Raw genomic sequence first — 16,877 nt, 5'->3', positions numbered from 1 at the left:
ACGTGAAACAATGCGCGTTCGTGGTGCGTGCTGCGCAAACGCGCCGACCACAAGAAAGGAGCCGAGGCATGCCCGACGAGAAAAACGCAGGAAAGTCAAAAAAACGGAAATCGCAGTCGGCCCCGGTGGCCGTGGAGCGTCCCTCGCGCGCCGAAGCCGAAGACGCCGTGCGCGTGCTGCTGCGCTGGGCGGGCGACGACCCGTCGCGCGAAGGCCTGATCGATACGCCTGCCCGAGTGACGCGCGCCTACGAGGAGTTCTTCGCCGGTTACGCGGTGGACCCGCGCGAGATCCTGTCGCGGACGTTTTCGGAAGTGGATGGTTACGACGAGATGATTGTGCTGAAGGACATCCGTTTCGAGAGCTATTGCGAACACCACATGGTGCCGATCATCGGGCGCGCGCATGTCGCTTATCTGCCCGAGCATCGGGTGGTGGGCATCTCGAAGCTGGCGCGGCTCGTCGACGCCTTTGCGAAGCGTCTGCAGATCCAGGAGAAGATGACGGCGCAGATCGCCGACACGCTCAACGAAGTGCTCCAGCCCAAGGGCGTGGGCGTGATCCTCGAGGCAGCCCATCAATGCATGTCCACGCGCGGCGTGCACAAGGCCGGTGTGGAGATGGTGACATCGCGCATGCTTGGCACCTTCCGGACCGACCCATCGACGCGTCGAGAATTTCTCGCCATCGTCGGAAATTCCGCGGTGATGTCCGTTCCCAACAGCTGAGCCGGCCGCCAGCGAAGGAAACAGGAGGCGCCCCGTGCGGGCGCCCTCCGCTACGTCAACTGGCCTTCGTCACCGCGTTCGATCTCACGAATCTTGCCTTGGCGCACGCTGCTGCCCGGCGGCACGCTATGCGTGAGCCACACGTTGCCGCCGATCACCGATCCGCGCCCGATCGTCACGCGACCGAGAATGGTCGCGCCCGCGTAAATGACGACGTCGTCCTCGACGATCGGATGGCGCGCGCTGCCTTTCACTAGCGTGCCGTCGGGTTCCGCGGCAAAGCTCTTCGCACCGAGCGTCACGGCCTGATACAGACGCACGCGCTCGCCGATGATCGCCGTCTCGCCGATCACGACGCCCGTGCCGTGATCGATGAAGAAACTCGAAGCGATCTGCGCCCCCGGATGGATGTCGATGCCGGTGGCCGAATGCGCAATCTCGTTGATGAAGCGTGCGAGCAAGGGCACGCCGAGCCGGTGCAGCGCATGTGCGAGCCGATGATGCGTCATCGCCAGAACCCCCGGATAGCACAGCAGGATCTCGGTGGTGTGCTGCGCAGCGGGATCGCCGGTGAAGGCGGCCTGGATATCGCTCACGAGCAGCGCGCGAATGTCCGGTAACTGCTTGCCGAATTCGCGCGCAATCGAAAACGCGCGTGTGCGCAGGGCTTCTTCGGTCGCTTCGGCATTTTCCGGCAGGAAGCGGAGCGCGCGCCGGATCTGTTCCGCCAGCAAACGTAACGTGCTTTCGAGCGTATGACCGACGTAGTAGTCGACGCTCTCGTCAGTCAGATCCGGAGCACCGTAGTGCGTGGGGAACAGCGCGGCACGTAGTCCCGCAACGATGTTGACCACGGCGTCACGCGAGGGCAACTCGCGGATGCCGAGCGGATGGCGCGTGCGATGCAGCTCTTCGCGCGACGCGCGCAGATCGGCGACGATCTGCGCAAGACCCCAGTCGGGGGAAGCGGGGTTTGACATGATGAAGCAGCAGCGACAAGAGCCGCGCGGGAGTGTACAGACCCCGGAGATTACCGCGTTTTGCACAAGTTCGCCCGGGCACCCATGACGCGGTGCCCCACTGGAAACGGTGCGAAACCCACGGCGCGCGCCGCTCTAAAGGGTGACGCTGCTCGCGTCGATCCAGCGCACGGCCCAGTCGCGCGCGTGCGCAATGGCGGCGGCTTCATCACCGAACCGCAGGTCGGCAGGGAAAAAACGGTTGGCAACCAGTTCACCGTCGCTGGAACGGGAGATCACGACATAAGGTTGCCAGCTACCGTCGCCGGCTCGCGCCGGTGCGCAATTGAGCAGGTAGCCGCGATGCGTGAATGCAGCGTCGAAGTGCATGTGAGTCATCCGCCCCTGACTGCCATGTCCGTTTTCGGTGGGCGCGTCCAGGTTCGTGCCGCAAAGCCACAGCACGGCCTTTCGCTCAGGCCGTTGATTGACAGCGCGCCAACTCGATGAAAGAGGATCATACTCCGAGGAAAAACGGCGATCCAAAGAAAAAAAGCAAAATCGTCGGAGTCGTTCTCCTGGCGAACCGCCCTGCATTGGAACCCGGCCCGAGCCCTGCGGGACACACCGCGGGACAAGACTTACAGCGACCGGAGCGTATCCGGAAACTCCCTGGAGGAATCACCATGAACCCCAGCGACGAAAGCAACGAAAGCGTTGAACTTGCGCGTGAGATCCGGGCTCACGCCGCCGACGCGAACATGAGCCCTGACGAAGACACGACGAGCGACGCATCGCTCGATACGAGCGTCCCTGAAGCCAATGACGGGCTGGCCGGATTCGACAGCCGCAAGGGCGGACCTCGTCTCCTCTTTGCGCTGCAACCCGGCTACGAGGTGGTGGACAAGGGCATGGCCGAACCGCAGACGCCCTATGACTTCGACTGGCAGTTCCGCGATCCGCGCTTGCCCGGACAGCGCCGCAGCCCAGGAAGGCTCCACTACTCGCTCAATCACCTGCGACCTACACGCATCGTCGAACTGCAGCGCAAGAGCTGAAGTCCGCTCGCGAAAACGGGCACTCCGATGGGTGGTCGATGGAAGGTTTTGGCGCGGGCGGGATCGCCCTCGCCAGCGCCGCGTGCACGCCCGGCAGGCCACATTTGACAGATTGCGCGAATCTCGTGCCGAAATTTCGAGCAGAGCGGCAATGGGTGCTCGCGTGGCAATGCAGCCCAAAGCGCAATCCGGTCTTATTCGCCTGATACCTGAAGGAAAAGCAAAACCCGAATTACGCTCGAATTGAAGAGCGCTGATGATTCGCCACGCTTGTGCGAATTACGAGCCTCAAATTGCCTGACGCGGCGGATATAACCCGGTTACGCAGAACGCAAGCCCGTCACCCACGTCCGCCTTACAGCGCCCGTGGACGCTGTATTTTTCTTTTCGGAAGGCGACTCGTGCTTCCCGGAATAAACCCGAAATGACGTCGAAATCCCTATTTACTGACAGAGCATAGGGACAGAAAAATAAACGGAATGAAAAATAGTGATAAATTGCTACACCAAAAGAAGCCAGCCCATCGTCGGGACTTTACCCGCGACCTGGGGCGCCGCCGACGGAGAGTGTTGAAGTGCCTCTACATTTCATTGAGCAGATGTCGTCCGTGCTTGACGCGCCCGAAGATGGGGCGTGGTTCGACGCGGTGACTCAGCTCTCGAGTTCGTGGGGATTCAGTCAGGTCATGATGGCATTCCTGCCGCGCCCGGGAATGCGGCTCGAAGATGCGTTCATCCGGACGAACTATTCGTCTGCCTGGAGGGAAAAGTACAACGATCAGAACATGGCGTATTTCGACCCGACGGTCGCACACTCCATGACGCGGTCGGCGCCGCTTGTCTGGTCGCCCGAACTGTTCGCAACGGAACAGCAGCAATCGATGTACGAGGAAGCCCGTTCCTACGGTCTGCGGGCGGGCATCACCCTGCCAATCCACGGCCCACGCCAGGAAGTCGGTCTGCTGTGCTTCGTCAACGACTCAGACCCGGCCGGAGACTTCACGGACGACCTCAACCGTGCGCTGCCGAATCTGGTCTTGCTGCGCGATCTCGTGCTGGACACAAGCCAGCGGCATTTGAACGGTCACGCCCAGTCGCTGATCCCCAAACTCACACCGCGTGAAAAGGAATGCCTCAAGTGGACCGCCTTCGGCAAGTCCACCTGGGAAATCTCGCATATCCTGAATTGCTCTGAGGCGGTGGTGAACTTTCACATGAAAAACATTCGTGCGAAGTTCGGCGTCAACTCGCGGCGCGCGGCAGCCGTGATCGCCACCCAGATGGGGCTTATTGACCCGGGTTAAGCTGCATCGGCGCGTGTGGGTGGCGCAGGACACGCTCGGCGCGGCCGAGGTCGCCATCCGAAACCGTCTTGTTGAAGTACAACCCCAGCAGGATCGACACCGGCGGCGGAATCTCCGCGCCTGACTCGAACCGGCTACCGCGCGACTGGGTGACACCGAAGCGGGCCCAGAAACGGCGCTGGCTTTCCTTCTTCTTTTTGCGATACTCGACGATCGAGAATCGGTCGACTGCCGACGACAGATCCCCTGACGGAAGCGAATGCATTTGCGCTCCCGCCGACCATTGATTGCCCAGAAGTTCCATGGTGTACCTCGCTGTCAGTTATGCCGGATGAGTGACTGCCGCCCGTGTCATTCTCCAGAACTGCCATTCCTTGCGCACCTACCTATGTGGATAGGTGTCTTTTTATATTCATGGCGCATAGGTTTCGATCCACATTGCCGCCGTTTCACGCGGATAAGGGAGAGTTTCCATGCAAACGACAATCCGTACCGGACTCAGCCAGGACTTCGACAAGAACGAGATTCACGAGATGTACCGCCTCAGGGCCCGTGTGTTTTGCGACCGTATGGGGTGGGACATACCGACGATCGACGGGATGGAGATCGACGGCTACGACGCGCTCGGCCCCCACTACATGCTGATCCAGGACCCATCGGGCCGCGTGCTCGGTTGCTGGCGCACGATGCCCACCGACGGGCCGAATATGCTGCGCGACACCTTCGGCCATTTGCTCGAGGACAGGAGCGCACCCGCCGGCCACCACATCTGGGAATTGAGCCGGTTCGCGATCGAGTCGAATAACGATCAGGCGTTCGGTTTCGCCGATCTCACAACCCAGGCAATCCGCACGGCAATCTCCTTCGCGGACCGGATGGGCATATCGCGCTACGTCACGGTGACCACCACGTCGATGGAACGCATGCTCCGCCACACCGGGATGGAGGTCTCGCGGATTGGGCAGCCGCAGCGAATCGGAGTCGAGAACGCGGTAGCGCTGGATATCGCCATGAGTCCGCAAACCCGCGCGGCCATGTTCGGGCCTTTATCGGCCACGGTTTGACGCTGCATGGGGCGGTTCAGGTTCGCGCGGTGCAGCGCGGCTTGCGCCCCTGTCTGATGCCTGGCGCCAGCAGCGAGGCCCGCGACATCGGCGGTCGATATCCGGAAACTGAGGGAACGTCTGGCGGGGGTGTCGCTGGCCCGCCGGGTGCAGATGACCGGACGTCTCGCCCCCTCTACCGCCCCGCCGGCGGCACGGCAGGCAGTCAAAAACTTGACGTTTCTCCTTGCGCCTTCCATCTTTCATCTATATGCGGCGCAATATTTGTCCCCGATCAGTTAAAGTCGTGACCATGGCAGACAGCACGTCGCCTCGCCCGACGCAGTGTCGGGGCAAGGCCGTGCTCTCACCGGGTCCACTCAAGCGGAGGTTCCATGTACAAACGCATTCTGGTCGCAGTCGATGGCAGCGACACGTCGCGCCGCGCCTTCGACGCTGCGCTCGAACTCGCCAAGGCGATGGGCGCGAAGCTCCAGCCCTACTACGTGGTCGAAAACACGCCGATGTATTTCGACGCCCCCGGCTACGATCCGTCGATCCTGCGCAACCAGATGATTGCGCAGGGCAACGAGCTCGCCGAGCAGATGAACAAGGCCATGCAGGAACGCGGCGTCGAGGGCGGGATGGTGACCGGCGAAGCGTCGTCGCTCGACGACGTCCCGACGCTCGTGCTGAACGCCGCCAAAACGGCGAACGCCGACCTGGTGGTGATGGGCACGCACGGACGGCGCGGCTTTCAGCGGCTGATCCTCGGAAGCGTGGCTGAACGCTGCGTACGCCAGTCGACGTTGCCTGTCCTGCTCATTCCGTCCGCGGCTGGCGCGACTGTTGCCGTGTAACACTTAAATATGAGCAACGCTTGACAATAGGCCGCGTCTTCGTTCCCTATGATGTACGCGGCTTCTGACCAGGCTCAAGGGCCCTCATCTCAAAAGCGCGTCGTTTTGCCGCCAATCAAAGTTTCAAAGCCGGTGGACAATGTTCCCGCATAAGTAAATCAGAGGAAGGAGCAGGCAGATGTTGACCCCCACCGTCGTGTCCCATAGCAGCGTGCGCCGCGCAAGCCGTACACCCGTGGCCAATCCGCGCAGCTCTGCGCGCTGCTCCAGTTGTGCAATGCGTCATCTGTGCATGCCACAAGGCCTCGCAGTGGACGACATGCCGAAGCTCGAAGCGCTTATCTGCACGGCGCGCAGCGTGCGCCGCGGCGAAGCGCTCTATCGTGCCGGCGATCAGTTCGACAATCTCTATGCCGTTCGGTCAGGATCGCTCAAGACCGTCATGGCTCACCGCGATGGGCGCGAACAGGTCACCGGCCTGCGTCTTGCGGGCGATCCGCTCGGGCTCGACGGCATCAGCACCGATAGCCACACCTGCACCGCCGTCGCGCTTGAAGATAGTTCGGTGTGCATCGTCCCTTACGCCGCGCTTAAACACATGTGCCGCGAAACGGGCACGATGCAGGACCGCCTGCACCGCCTGATGAGCGAACAGCTGATTCGTGAATCGTCGCAGATGATGGTGCTCGGTTCGCTTTCCGCCGACGAGCGCGTCGCCGCCTTCCTGCTCGACGTATCCGACCGCAACGGCCAGCGCGGCTACTCGCATGCGGAGTTCAACCTGCGCATGACGCGTGAAGACATGGGCAGCTATCTCGGCATGACGCTCGAAACGGTGAGCCGCACCCTGTCGAGGTTCCAGAAGCGCGGTCTGATCGACGCGCAGGGCAAGCTCATTCGCATCATCGACCTCGAAGGCCTGCGCCACCTCTAAGCGTAGCGCCTGCAGTTCCCGCATTTCCCGCAATTCTCAAAGGCCCGCGCGTCAGGAAGCACGACGCGCGGCACCTTGGTGCGGCAGACCCCGTCCTGCGCCGCCTGGCAGCGCGCTGGCACACCTCCTGCGGCAGCGGTAAAGTCTCGTTCACCGCCCAAGCAAGGAGAATCGCCGAAATGACTCTCTTGCCGTCGCCCACGCTCGCCGAGCGGCTGGTCAGTGCGCGTGCCGCCAGCGACGCACTCTTCGACATCGTCAAACCCGATTTCCTCTACGAGCGCCCGATCCGCGAGCGACACCGGATCGTGTTCTACATCGGCCATCTCGAAGCATTCGACCGCAATCTCTTCGATCAGCGGCTGTTCGACCTACCGTCCTCCGATCCCCGGCTCGACCAGTTATTCGCTTTCGGCATCGATCCGGTGGATGGCGCATTACCGACCGACACTCCCGCTGACTGGCCGCACCTCGATACGATCCGCGACTACTGCCGCGATGCGCGCGCACGGATCGACACGCAGCTGGCGGCGCTCGACGTGCCACCCGACGCCTCGAATGACAATGCCGCCGCCCAGTTGCTTAACGTCGCGATCGAGCACCGGCTGATGCACGTCGAAACGCTCAGCTACATGCTGCATCAACTGCCGTTCGAGCAGAAATGCGAACCAGAAAGCACGCCTGCCCTGCCCGATCCCCGCTACGTGGTGACGCCGTCGATGATGCCGGTTCCCGCCGGGCGCACTGCGCTGGGCATGACCGCCGAGCGCGGTGCGTTCGGCTGGGACAACGAATTCGGCGAAGTGCAGATCGACGTCCCGGCGTTCGAGATCGACCGCTTTATGGTCACTAATGGCGCTTATCTCGAATTCATCGACGATAGCGGCTATGTGGATAAGGCCTGGTGGAGCGACGAAAACTGGGCGTGGAAGGAAGCGGAGGGTGTCGTGCATCCCGCGTTCTGGACGCGCGGCGCACAGGGCTGGCGGCTGCGGACGATGTTCGACGAGATCCCGCTACCGCTCGCGTGGCCGGTTTATACGAGTCATGCCGAGGCGAGCGCCTTCGCCCGCTGGCGCGGTGCGCGCCTGCCGAGCGAGGCGCAGTGGCAACGCGCAGCACACGGCGCGTTGCCCGGCCCGGGCGACAACTTCGATTTCCGCAACTGGAATCCGGTACCCGTGGATGCGACTCCGGGCAGCGCCAGCACGTGGGGCGTCGAAGGGTTGTACGGCAACGGCTGGGAATGGACGTCGACGATATTCGGACCACTGCCCGGCTTCAAAGCCTTTCCGTTCTACGAAGGCTATTCGGCGAACTTCTTCGATGGCCGTCACTTTGCGATCAAGGGCGGCTCCGCCCGGACAGCCGGATGCATGCTGCGTCCGACTTTCCGAAACTGGTTTCAGCCGCACTATCCGTATGTCTATGCGGGATTTCGGTGCGTTCGATAGTGAGGAATTAACCGATAGTTTTCCAACCGCATGCGATGATCGGTATCGCGCACGTTTAGCTGAGCGACGAGCAGGACTGAAGCGAAGAAGCAGGATCGAACGGGTTGCGTGGCATGGCGTCGCGCAATATGCAGAAGCCTTACAAAACGCCAATCCCAAATTTATACTCAAGCAATTTTGCGATAACTGCATTCAGTTCGCCTGTTCGTGGCCCCGCTCGTGACTTACCGATTCCGCAAACACCTGACCGCATGGCTTGGCTTGATTGCCATGTGGCTCGTTGTATTCGCGCCGATCGTCAGTCAACTCGTTGAACGGGCCCGCTCGCACGAGTACCCCGTAGTCGTGTGCACGGAAATGAACATGGGCGATATGCGCATGGGCAGCATGCACATGCACAAAGCGCACATGAAAATGGCGGCCGCTGGGGTCAACGACGCTGGCCATCACGCTGCCAAGCCGACAATGGCGGCATGCGACTACTGCACCCTGCTCGCAACCCACGCCGCTATGCCGGCGATCGGGCACACCGCAGAATCGGCGGACATGTTGGTCATGTTCGCCGCCACGCGCGTCCTCTCCACACGATTCACGCCAATAGGCGCGTTCCCAGCCGGGCGCCCACGCGCGCCTCCCGTCCTTTCCTGACTACTTTCGTTTGAAAAGACCTCGATAAACGTGCGTCGTTGACACACGCGATGTCGTTCGTCCATCGATTTCAGGAATTGACATGGTTTACTTCGCATTACGAAGCGTATTTGCTCGTCCAAACAAATCGGCGTGGTTTGCCACGCTGGGCGCACTTCCATTTTCGCTGCTTTCCTCTTACGCCCACGCGGACAACGCGCAAGGCGAAATGACCCTGCCGGCCGTCACTGTTCAAGCGAAAAGTGATTCGACCAGCACGGTCCAGCCCGCTGTCGATCCCAACCTGCCCGCGTCCGTCGAAACGGTCACGCGCGACCAGTTCAACAACTGGAACGTCGTCAATAGCGAAGACGCGCTGAAGTACCTGCCGAATCTCGCGGTGCGCAAACGCTTCGTTGGCGATTTGAACTCGATCATCGCGGTGCGCGGCACGAGCAATACGCAAAGCGCGCGCGGTCTCGTCTATGCCGACGGCCTGCTGCTAAGCAATCTGCTGGGCAACAGCTACTCATTTCCGCCGCGCTGGTCGATGGTCTATCCGGATGCGATCCAGCAGGTCGACGTGATCTATGGTCCGTTTTCCGCGCTCTATCCCGGCAACTCGCTCGGCGCGACGGTGCTCATTTCGACACGCATGCCGACGAAGTTCGAAGCAACCGCAGACGTAAAGGCGTTCACGCAGCACTTCAGCCTCTTTGGCGTCAACCAGAATTTCAACGGCAGTCAAGCCACAGCGACTGTTGGCGACAAGATCGGCAACTTCTCGTTCCGGCTGGGCGTCAACCACCTCGAGAACACCAGCCAGCCGTTGAACTTCGCGACACTCGCGAAGTCGTCGACACCCGCGAAGCCCGGCGATGTGGCGGTCACCGGCGCGTCTTTCTACAATAACCAGACCAATACGCCGACCGCTGTGATCGGCGTGAGCGGCGAAGGCATCGAGCACACAGTTCAGGACCAGTTCACGCTGAAAACGCAATACGATTTCACGCCGACTGTCCAGGGCGCCTTCACGCTCGGCTACTGGCACCAGACTTACAACAGCCAGACCTCGACGTTCCTCACCGACGCGAGCGGCAATCCCGTGTATAGCGGCGCCGTCAGTATCGGCGGCTTCCACTACACAATTCCGGCCGTCGCGCTTGCGCCCAGCCTCGGCTACAACGAAAACTGGTTGTACGGTGTGTCGTTGCGCACGCATCAGGCGACCGGCTGGAATGCGGAAGCAATCGCGTCGTATTACGACATATCGAATAGCGTGGCGCGCACTGCCAACGCGGGTGGTCCAGGCAACGGGCCGGGCGTGGTGACCTTCGGCGATGGCACCGGCTGGAAAACACTCGACCTGAAGGCGACGTGGACGCCGTCGTCACCCGAATCGGGATTGCTGAACCACTGGCTGACGTTCGGCTATCACTACGACAACTATTTCCTCGACAACCAGAGCTACAACACGGCGTACTGGCGCGACGGCGCGGCGAGTTCCTTCGCCAACTCGTTCAGCGGCAAAACCCAGACCCAGGCGCTGTACGCGCAGGACGCATGGCACTTTCTGACGCGCTGGAAGTTCGTCTACGGTGTGCGCTACGAGGAGTGGAACGCGTATGACGGCCAGCAGACGGTCGGCGCGACGCGTCTGCCGTATCCCGAGTCGAGCCAGAACCATGTGTCGCCGAAGGCTTCGCTGTCCTATGACGCAACCGAAGACCTGACGCTGCGGGCATCGATCGGGCGCGCTTACCGTTTCCCGACCGTCAGCGAACTTTTCCAGGGGAAGATCAACGGCTCGACGATCATCAACAACAATCCGAACCTTCAGCCGGAAGACGATGTGTCGAAGGAACTGGCGGCTGAATGGGCACACTGGAATGGCCTGTGGCGCCTGTCGGTGTTCCAGGACGACGTCAGGAACGCAATCTTCTGCCAGACCGACACGACCGTGATTCCGAACGTCACCAGTTTCCAGAACATCGGCAAGGTGCGCTCGCGCGGCGCGGAGTTGAGCTATCAGGGTGAGAACGTCGTCATTCACGGACTCGATCTGATCGCCAGCGTTGCGTACACGCAGTCGAAGATTCTCGAAAATGCGCAGAACCCCGCGACCGTTGGCAAGTATTTCTACCGGATTCCGTTGTGGCGCGCCGACCTCGCGGCGAGTTACCACATCGATGAGCGTTCGACGGTCATGGTCGGCGCGCGTTATTCGGGCCGCCAATACAACACGCTGACCAATACCGATACGAACCCGAACGTATTTGGCGGCACGAGCACATATACGGTGGCCGACGCGAAGTACACGTTCAGGCCAACGAAATCGACCCAGCTTGCGGTCGGAATCGACAACATCTTCGATGCGCGGTACTTCGTTTATCACCCGTATCCGGGACGGACGTACTACGTCGAAGCCAAGGTCGGGGTATGACCGTGAGCGAGCCACTCTCACTTGCATCGCCCCGGTTGCCAGCGCACCGGCCGGCGATGCCGTCTCGCAGGCAAAAGCGTTACGTCGTGGGTGCTGCCTTACTCGTTGGCGGGCTGCACGCCGCCGTGCTCGGTTTCGTGATGTCGAGGCCCGAACCGCGAAGAGAGCCGGCCCCGCTGCATGTCGTCGCGGCCGAACTCATCGCAGCCGCACCTGCGATCTCCGCCCTGCCGCCGCCAGCCGCTCCGCCGCGCCCACAACCGCCAGCACATGAGCGGCCGACGAGCGCGCCGCATCCGGTTGCGCGTTCCGTGGCACCCCCGCCGCACGAGCCAGTCGCAGAACCTCAGCGACAGGCGACACCCGCGGCAGCACCCGCACCGACCGTCACGCCCGCTCCGCAGTCGGACGTTTCGCCCGCTGCGCCGCAGGCGTCATCGACACAACATGCCGTCACTGGCAACGGCGAGCAGCATCCGCGCGCCGTCGCACAACTCGATTGCACGATCGCCAAACCGGCTTATCCGCTGCTGTCACGGCGCAGCAGGGAATCGGGCACGGCACTCGTCGAGTTGCGTATCGACGTCACGGGTCATATCGATTCAGCACACGTTGCCGCTTCGAGCGGGTATCCAAGACTCGACGCGGCTGCGCTAGATGCAGTACAAGCCAGCGCGTGTACGCCTTACAAAGAGAACGGCAAGCCCGTTCCCGCGACCGCGAAAGTACCGGTCGTGTTCAATCTTTCCGAATAAAGGAGTTCGAAAATGCAAACGTATGGTCTGCAACATGTCTGGCATCAGGGCGACCCCGTCACGCGAGCGACCGCGCTTTTGCTCGCTGCGATGTCGATTGCGACGTGGACGGTGATATTGCTGAAGTCCATCGAACTGCGTCGCATGGGACAACGCGCGACTCGAGCCGAGCAACAGATCCGGAACGCGGAATGGACGGAGTCTGGTTCGCCGGTGTTCGGCGCGCCCGGTTCGCCGTTTCACGACGTGGCGGAAGCTGGACGACTAGCGCTTGCCCGCCTTGAGTCGAGCCGGCATCGCAATGCAAATCTCGTCGACGTGACCGACTGGCTGACTCAGTGCCTCAAGGCCGCGACCGCCGATGCTACGGCGCCGATGCAGCGCGGGCTCGCATTGCTTGCGTCGATCGGGGCAATTGCACCGTTCGTTGGATTGTTCGGCACCGTGTGGGGCATCTATCACGCGCTCATCGCAATTGGCGCGAGCGGCGACGCAAGTCTCGACCAGGTGGCCGGACCGATCGGCGAAACGCTCGTCATGACCGCGTTCGGCCTTTTCGTCGCTATTCCCGCCGTAGTCGGCTACAACGCACTCACGCGCACGATGCACGGCGTCGTCGCCAGGCTGAACAGTTTCGGGCACAACGTGCTTGCGGTGCTGCTGACTGGCGCTTCGGCATCCGTCGTGCGGCTGCACACCTCAACGGCGGAGAAGCAAGCATGATTGGCGATCAGTCGAACAGCGGTTCAGGGAGCGGCCTCGCGGCGGAAATCAACATGACGCCACTCATCGACGTCATGCTCGTCTTGCTCGTCGTGTTCATGGTGACGCTGCCCGTCGTTCATCATGCAGCGAAGATTGCGCTGCCTCATGCGAGCAGCCAGCGCGAGGATTTGCGCGTGCCGCATGTGGACATCTCGGTCGATGCGAACGGACAGATTCGCTGGGATGGCCGGACCATGACCGAGCAATCGCTCGAAACAGCGCTGGTTTCGGCTGCGAAACAGAACCCGCAGCCCGAAATTCGCCTAATCGCGGACCACATGGCGCGCTACGGCGAGGTCGCCAGACTGCTCTCGCAGGCAAGCGCTGCAGGCGTCGCCAAGGTGGGTTTCGTCACTGATCCCGTTTCCTCACATTGAGTAGACCGACCATGACGAACTTTTCCATGCGTGCCATGCTTGTCGGTCTCGTGTTGACGATCGGAAACCTCACCGTGGCACATAGCGCCGACACGATGCCGGCGATGCATCATCACGACGCTTCACCGCCTGCTCAATGTGCGAGCCTCGCGCTGCAATGCGCAACCGTCGCGACCCCGTTCGTCGACGCGCACGGCAGGCTGTGGGTCGTCTGGTCGGCGGACGGCGCCGTGTCCGTTGCCGCCTCGGACGATGCAGGCAAGCACTTCAACGAACCCGTCGTGGTCGGGCGTTATGGTGCGCGGCTTGATACCGGCGCGGAGTCGCATCCCCAGATCGCGATCGACGGCAAGGGGCGCATCGTTATTGCCTACAGCGTGTTCAAGGACGACAACTGGAACGCCGAGGTGATGGTGTCGCGCTCTGACGACGGCAAGACATTCTCGCCACCGCACGCGATTACGTCGGACGCAGCGAGCCAGCGCTTTCCGGTCATCGCGTTCGGTGCGCACGATACGCTTTTCGCGGCGTGGCTGGACAAGCGTACGGTCGCTGCCGCGCACGAGCGGGGCAACCAGCAGGCGGGCGCGGCGCTCGCTTACGCGTGGTCGGACGATGCCGGGGCGACTTTCAAGGGAGAAGCGATCGCCGAGGATCATACGTGCGAATGCTGTCGGGTCGATCTCGCGCTCGACGCGAAGCAGAACCCCGCCGTGCTGTTTCGCAAGCTCTACGGCGTGAACGAACGGGATCACGCGGTGCTGGCGTTCAACGACCAACATCTGCCGACGAGTTCACACCGCGTTGCCATCGATCACTGGGCGATAGATGGTTGTCCTCATCATGGCCCTGCCTTGGCCGTGTCATCGGACGGGACGTGGCATGCCGCCTGGTTTACGGCGGGTGAAGCGCGCGAGGGCCTCTACTACGCGCGCTCCACCGACCAGGGGCAGAATTTTTCGGCACCGCAAAGCGTGGGAGATGCAGCGCACCAGCCGGGACGGCCTTCGCTGCTTGCGCGGGAGAAATCGGTGTGGCTTGCCTGGAAGGAGTTCGACGGCGAGCACATCCTCGCCAGGGTACGTCATTCAAGCGACGGCGGTTTGACGTGGTCCGCCGACCGCACGATCGGAACGGCAGAAGGCCAGACCGACCGTCCGATGCTCGTCGCCGATTCGCAGCACGTCTACCTGTCCTGGCTCACTCAGCAGCACGGCTATCAATTGATCGCATTGGACGCGTCATGAAAAACCATTTCCGGCCTTTCTTCAGCATCACCGTTGCGTTCGTATTGGCGTGTTTTTCTGCTCTCGCTCTTGCAGCATCGCCGCGTCCATTCACGAGTCACAGCCTGACCGACATCCGTGCGCATCATGCGGACAAACCGCTCATCGTTCATATCTGGGCGATGAGCTGCGGCCCCTGTATAGGCGAATTGCCGAAATGGGGCGAGTTCACGCGCACGCATCGCGGTGTCGATCTCGTGCTGGTGCGATTCGATCAGGCTCCGTCCGACGCGACCGCTTCGCGGCTCGCACAAGCGGGCCTGAGTGCCGTCGAAAGCTGGGGCGTCGTGTCCGAGCCCGATGAATATCTGCGTGCGAGCGTTGACGCGAAATGGTTCGGCGACGTGCCGAGAACGCTGCTCATCGCGCCGGACGGCGCGGTGACTTCGATTCGCGGTGTCGCCGATCCTCAGAAGGTCTCCGCATGGCTCGACTCGGTGGAGGCGGCCTCGCACCGGAACGCGCACTGACGCAGGCACACGCGCCGTTGTCAAGGTACCGGGTACGTCGATTGAGGCTTTTTTTCGTCATTCATCCGACGAATAGCGCAACCGGCGCGCCCTAAGCGCTTTCGAATATCGCCACGCCTCTCGATTTATTTTCAATTTTTTCTGCGTTTTGATCGTCTACCGTCATGGCAACCGGATGGCGTTGCCATTCCGACCTCTTCCTATTCCGTGAGCAAAAGGGGCAGGCGCATGGCGGCAGAAACCAAAGTCTCGATTTGTTTGCCTACGTGCAACCGTCCGGACCTCCTTATCCGATGTATCGAATCGTGCCTCGCACAGACGCATGCGAACATTGAAATCGTGATCGGCGACGATTCGCCGGACGAGCAGACCAAACTCCTGATCGCGGAGTGCTACCCAGACGAGGCGCGCATCGTTTATCGGCGCAACGCACCCGCGCTCGGTCAGGCGTGCAACGTCGCGAGTCTCTTTGCGCGGGCGACGGGTGACAAGATCCTGCTCATCCACGACGACGACTATCTGGCCACGACCGGTATCGAGCACCTGCTGGCGCAGTGGGACCGCTATCCTGGGCTACAGGTCGCGTTCGGCAATCAATACGAAGCCGACCAGAACGGGGCCGTCGATCTCGTGGCGAGCCGGCGCATGAATATCGCCTTTCACCGCACGCCAGGGGCGGCGGGTTTGCAGGCGTTGCCAGGGCGTGTTGGCATCGTGCAGATGTTTCCGAACAACGGCTGGCTCGCGGATGCCGCACTCGTCAAGCAGATCGGCTACGACGAGCACTATGGCGTTTGCTGCGATTTCGTTTTCGGCGTCCGGTTGTGTCTTGCCGCTCGACGTGTGTGTTACGTCGACGCCTATATCTCGTACTATCGGAAAAGCGATGTCTCGGTTTCGCAGGCTACGCGGCAAACGACGAGCGCAGCTTCACTTGCCGCGTGGCATTTCCTGAACGGACTGGCCTTGCCGCCTGAGCTCGAATCCGCGCGCAAGCTTGCGTTTCGACGGCTTGTGCCTATCGTGGTTTCGCTCTACGCACGCAACGATGATGCCCGCACCGGGCTGAATCTTGTGCTCAGGAATCTCTATGCTTACCGGTTTGGGTTGAGTCCACGGCTTTATTATCACTTGCTCATGATCTGGAAAAGTGCGCGGCGGGCAAGCAAACAGCCGCGGGCACTCGTATTCGAGGCGAATGAACAAGTTTCCGATGTGAATCGTCGGCGTATTCCTTAGGATAACGGTCTTTATTTCAGAGGCATTTCATTTGTCATTCAGCGTCAGCGAGATTGCCTGTACTGGCACCAAGCGGCGAATGACAACAGGCTGGACGACTCTAGCGCCGCCGCGTGGCCGAAGGTACAGTTTGACCATCAACGATGGGAGGTGCCATGAACGAGGGAATCAGCGTCGTGGGCGTGTACGTCGACGACCAGGATGAGGCGCTCGCTTTCTACGTCGACAAACTCGGATTTCGCGTCCACACGGACGTACGCAACGGTCCCTACCGCTGGCTCACGGTCCAGCATCCGGATCAGCCCACTTTCCAGCTCGGCCTGTTCACGCCCGGTGCACCCGTCCACGACGAGGCGACCGCGAAAACCCTGCGTGCCATGGTCGCCAAGGGGGCCATGCCGCCCCTCATCCTCGCGGTGGCCGACTGTCGCGACAGCTACGCCGAGTTAAAAGCGAAAGGCGTGGAATTCACTCAGGAGCCGATGGACCGCTACGGCAGCGTCGATGCCAGTTTTCGCGACCCCGCCGGAAATGGCTGGAAGATGATCCAGTCCCCAAAAGACGCGACATAAACAC

Annotated in this window: 19 protein-coding genes; 16 read left to right on the top strand and 3 right to left on the bottom strand. The window is 61.6% G+C overall.

Translation table 11 applies throughout. The features are described from left to right. The first annotated feature begins 68 nt into the window (after positions 1–68). Positions 69–728, top strand: a complete 660-nt coding sequence (gene folE / locus L0U80_RS20170; protein WP_233869003.1) for a GTP cyclohydrolase I FolE — start codon at positions 69–71, stop codon at positions 726–728. A gap of 50 nt (positions 729–778) precedes the next feature. Here folE and epsC read toward each other — a convergent pair whose 3' ends face one another. Both epsC and L0U80_RS20160 read right to left on the bottom strand, forming a co-directional pair. Further along, the gene (gene epsC, locus L0U80_RS20165) at positions 779–1,708 is read right to left on the bottom strand and encodes a serine O-acetyltransferase EpsC (protein ID WP_233869001.1); all 930 of its coding nucleotides are present in this window, start codon (positions 1,706–1,708) and stop codon (positions 779–781) included. A gap of 135 nt (positions 1,709–1,843) precedes the next feature. Then, the gene (locus tag L0U80_RS20160) at positions 1,844–2,077 is read right to left on the bottom strand and encodes a hypothetical protein (RefSeq protein WP_233868998.1); all 234 of its coding nucleotides are present in this window, start codon (positions 2,075–2,077) and stop codon (positions 1,844–1,846) included. A 296-nt stretch (positions 2,078–2,373) separates the two neighbouring features. Here L0U80_RS20160 and L0U80_RS20155 point away from each other — a divergent pair, with 296 nt between their 5' ends. Then, a complete protein-coding gene (locus L0U80_RS20155) occupies positions 2,374–2,745 on the top strand; it encodes a DUF3005 domain-containing protein (protein ID WP_233868995.1) in 372 nt (123 codons plus the stop codon). A gap of 598 nt (positions 2,746–3,343) precedes the next feature. Beyond that, positions 3,344–4,048, top strand: a complete 705-nt coding sequence (locus L0U80_RS20150; protein ID WP_233871476.1) for a helix-turn-helix transcriptional regulator — start codon at positions 3,344–3,346, stop codon at positions 4,046–4,048. On the opposite strand, the gene L0U80_RS20145 is transcribed toward L0U80_RS20150, so the two are convergent. After that, positions 4,032–4,352, bottom strand: a complete 321-nt coding sequence (locus L0U80_RS20145; RefSeq protein ID WP_233868992.1) for a helix-turn-helix domain-containing protein — start codon at positions 4,350–4,352, stop codon at positions 4,032–4,034. The two genes, L0U80_RS20150 and L0U80_RS20145, sit on opposite strands and share 17 nt — an antisense overlap. 169 nt (positions 4,353–4,521) lie before the next feature. On the opposite strand from L0U80_RS20145, the gene L0U80_RS20140 reads away from it, so the two are divergent. From L0U80_RS20140 to L0U80_RS20080, 13 genes are all read left to right on the top strand, one after another. Beyond that, positions 4,522–5,112 (top strand): acyl-homoserine-lactone synthase, encoded by a 591-nt coding sequence (locus L0U80_RS20140; protein ID WP_233868989.1) that lies wholly within the window; start codon positions 4,522–4,524, stop codon positions 5,110–5,112. 374 nt (positions 5,113–5,486) lie between these two features. Next, positions 5,487–5,951 carry a universal stress protein gene (locus L0U80_RS20135; protein WP_233868985.1) on the top strand — a complete coding sequence of 155 codons (465 nt, stop codon included), beginning with the start codon at positions 5,487–5,489 and terminating at the stop codon, positions 5,949–5,951. Positions 5,952–6,129: 178 nt separating this feature from the next. Beyond that, on the top strand, positions 6,130–6,885 hold the full coding sequence (locus L0U80_RS20130; RefSeq protein WP_373322235.1) for a helix-turn-helix domain-containing protein: 756 nt from the start codon (positions 6,130–6,132) through the stop codon (positions 6,883–6,885). Between the two features lie 179 nt (positions 6,886–7,064). Further along, the gene (locus L0U80_RS20125; protein ID WP_233868982.1) at positions 7,065–8,339 is read left to right on the top strand and encodes an SUMF1/EgtB/PvdO family nonheme iron enzyme; all 1,275 of its coding nucleotides are present in this window, start codon (positions 7,065–7,067) and stop codon (positions 8,337–8,339) included. A 207-nt stretch (positions 8,340–8,546) separates the two neighbouring features. After that, positions 8,547–8,987: a DUF2946 domain-containing protein gene (locus L0U80_RS20120; protein ID WP_233868966.1), complete on the top strand. Its 441-nt coding sequence runs from the start codon at positions 8,547–8,549 to the stop codon at positions 8,985–8,987. Positions 8,988–9,069: 82 nt separating this feature from the next. After that, positions 9,070–11,409, top strand: a complete 2,340-nt coding sequence (locus L0U80_RS20115; protein WP_233868964.1) for a TonB-dependent receptor — start codon at positions 9,070–9,072, stop codon at positions 11,407–11,409. Positions 11,410–11,495: 86 nt separating this feature from the next. Next, positions 11,496–12,164 carry an energy transducer TonB gene (locus L0U80_RS20110; RefSeq protein WP_233868962.1) on the top strand — a complete coding sequence of 223 codons (669 nt, stop codon included), beginning with the start codon at positions 11,496–11,498 and terminating at the stop codon, positions 12,162–12,164. Between the two features lie 12 nt (positions 12,165–12,176). Further along, a complete protein-coding gene (locus L0U80_RS20105) occupies positions 12,177–12,887 on the top strand; it encodes a MotA/TolQ/ExbB proton channel family protein (RefSeq protein WP_233868960.1) in 711 nt (236 codons plus the stop codon). After that, positions 12,884–13,306, top strand: coding sequence for an ExbD/TolR family protein (locus L0U80_RS20100; RefSeq protein WP_233868958.1), 423 nt, complete (start codon positions 12,884–12,886; stop codon positions 13,304–13,306). The genes L0U80_RS20105 and L0U80_RS20100 overlap by 4 nt, the downstream gene beginning before the upstream one ends. Positions 13,307–13,317: 11 nt before the next feature. Next, a complete protein-coding gene (locus L0U80_RS20095) occupies positions 13,318–14,553 on the top strand; it encodes a sialidase family protein (protein ID WP_233868956.1) in 1,236 nt (411 codons plus the stop codon). Further along, a complete protein-coding gene (locus tag L0U80_RS20090; RefSeq protein WP_233868954.1) occupies positions 14,550–15,062 on the top strand; it encodes a TlpA family protein disulfide reductase in 513 nt (170 codons plus the stop codon). Before L0U80_RS20095 ends, L0U80_RS20090 begins: the two co-directional genes overlap by 4 nt. Before the next feature lie 228 nt (positions 15,063–15,290). Continuing rightward, positions 15,291–16,301, top strand: coding sequence for a glycosyltransferase family 2 protein (locus L0U80_RS20085; protein WP_233868952.1), 1,011 nt, complete (start codon positions 15,291–15,293; stop codon positions 16,299–16,301). A gap of 155 nt (positions 16,302–16,456) precedes the next feature. Next, complete coding sequence (locus tag L0U80_RS20080) at positions 16,457–16,873, top strand: VOC family protein (protein WP_233868950.1); 417 nt, start codon at positions 16,457–16,459, stop codon at positions 16,871–16,873. Positions 16,874–16,877: the final 4 nt, after the last annotated feature.

The organism is Paraburkholderia adhaesiva (assembly GCF_021390575.1).
GTDB classification, from domain to species: domain Bacteria; phylum Pseudomonadota; class Gammaproteobacteria; order Burkholderiales; family Burkholderiaceae; genus Paraburkholderia; species Paraburkholderia adhaesiva.
The sequence above is the reverse complement of the archived record's forward strand: the minus strand, read 5'-3'. Positions and strand labels throughout refer to the sequence as shown.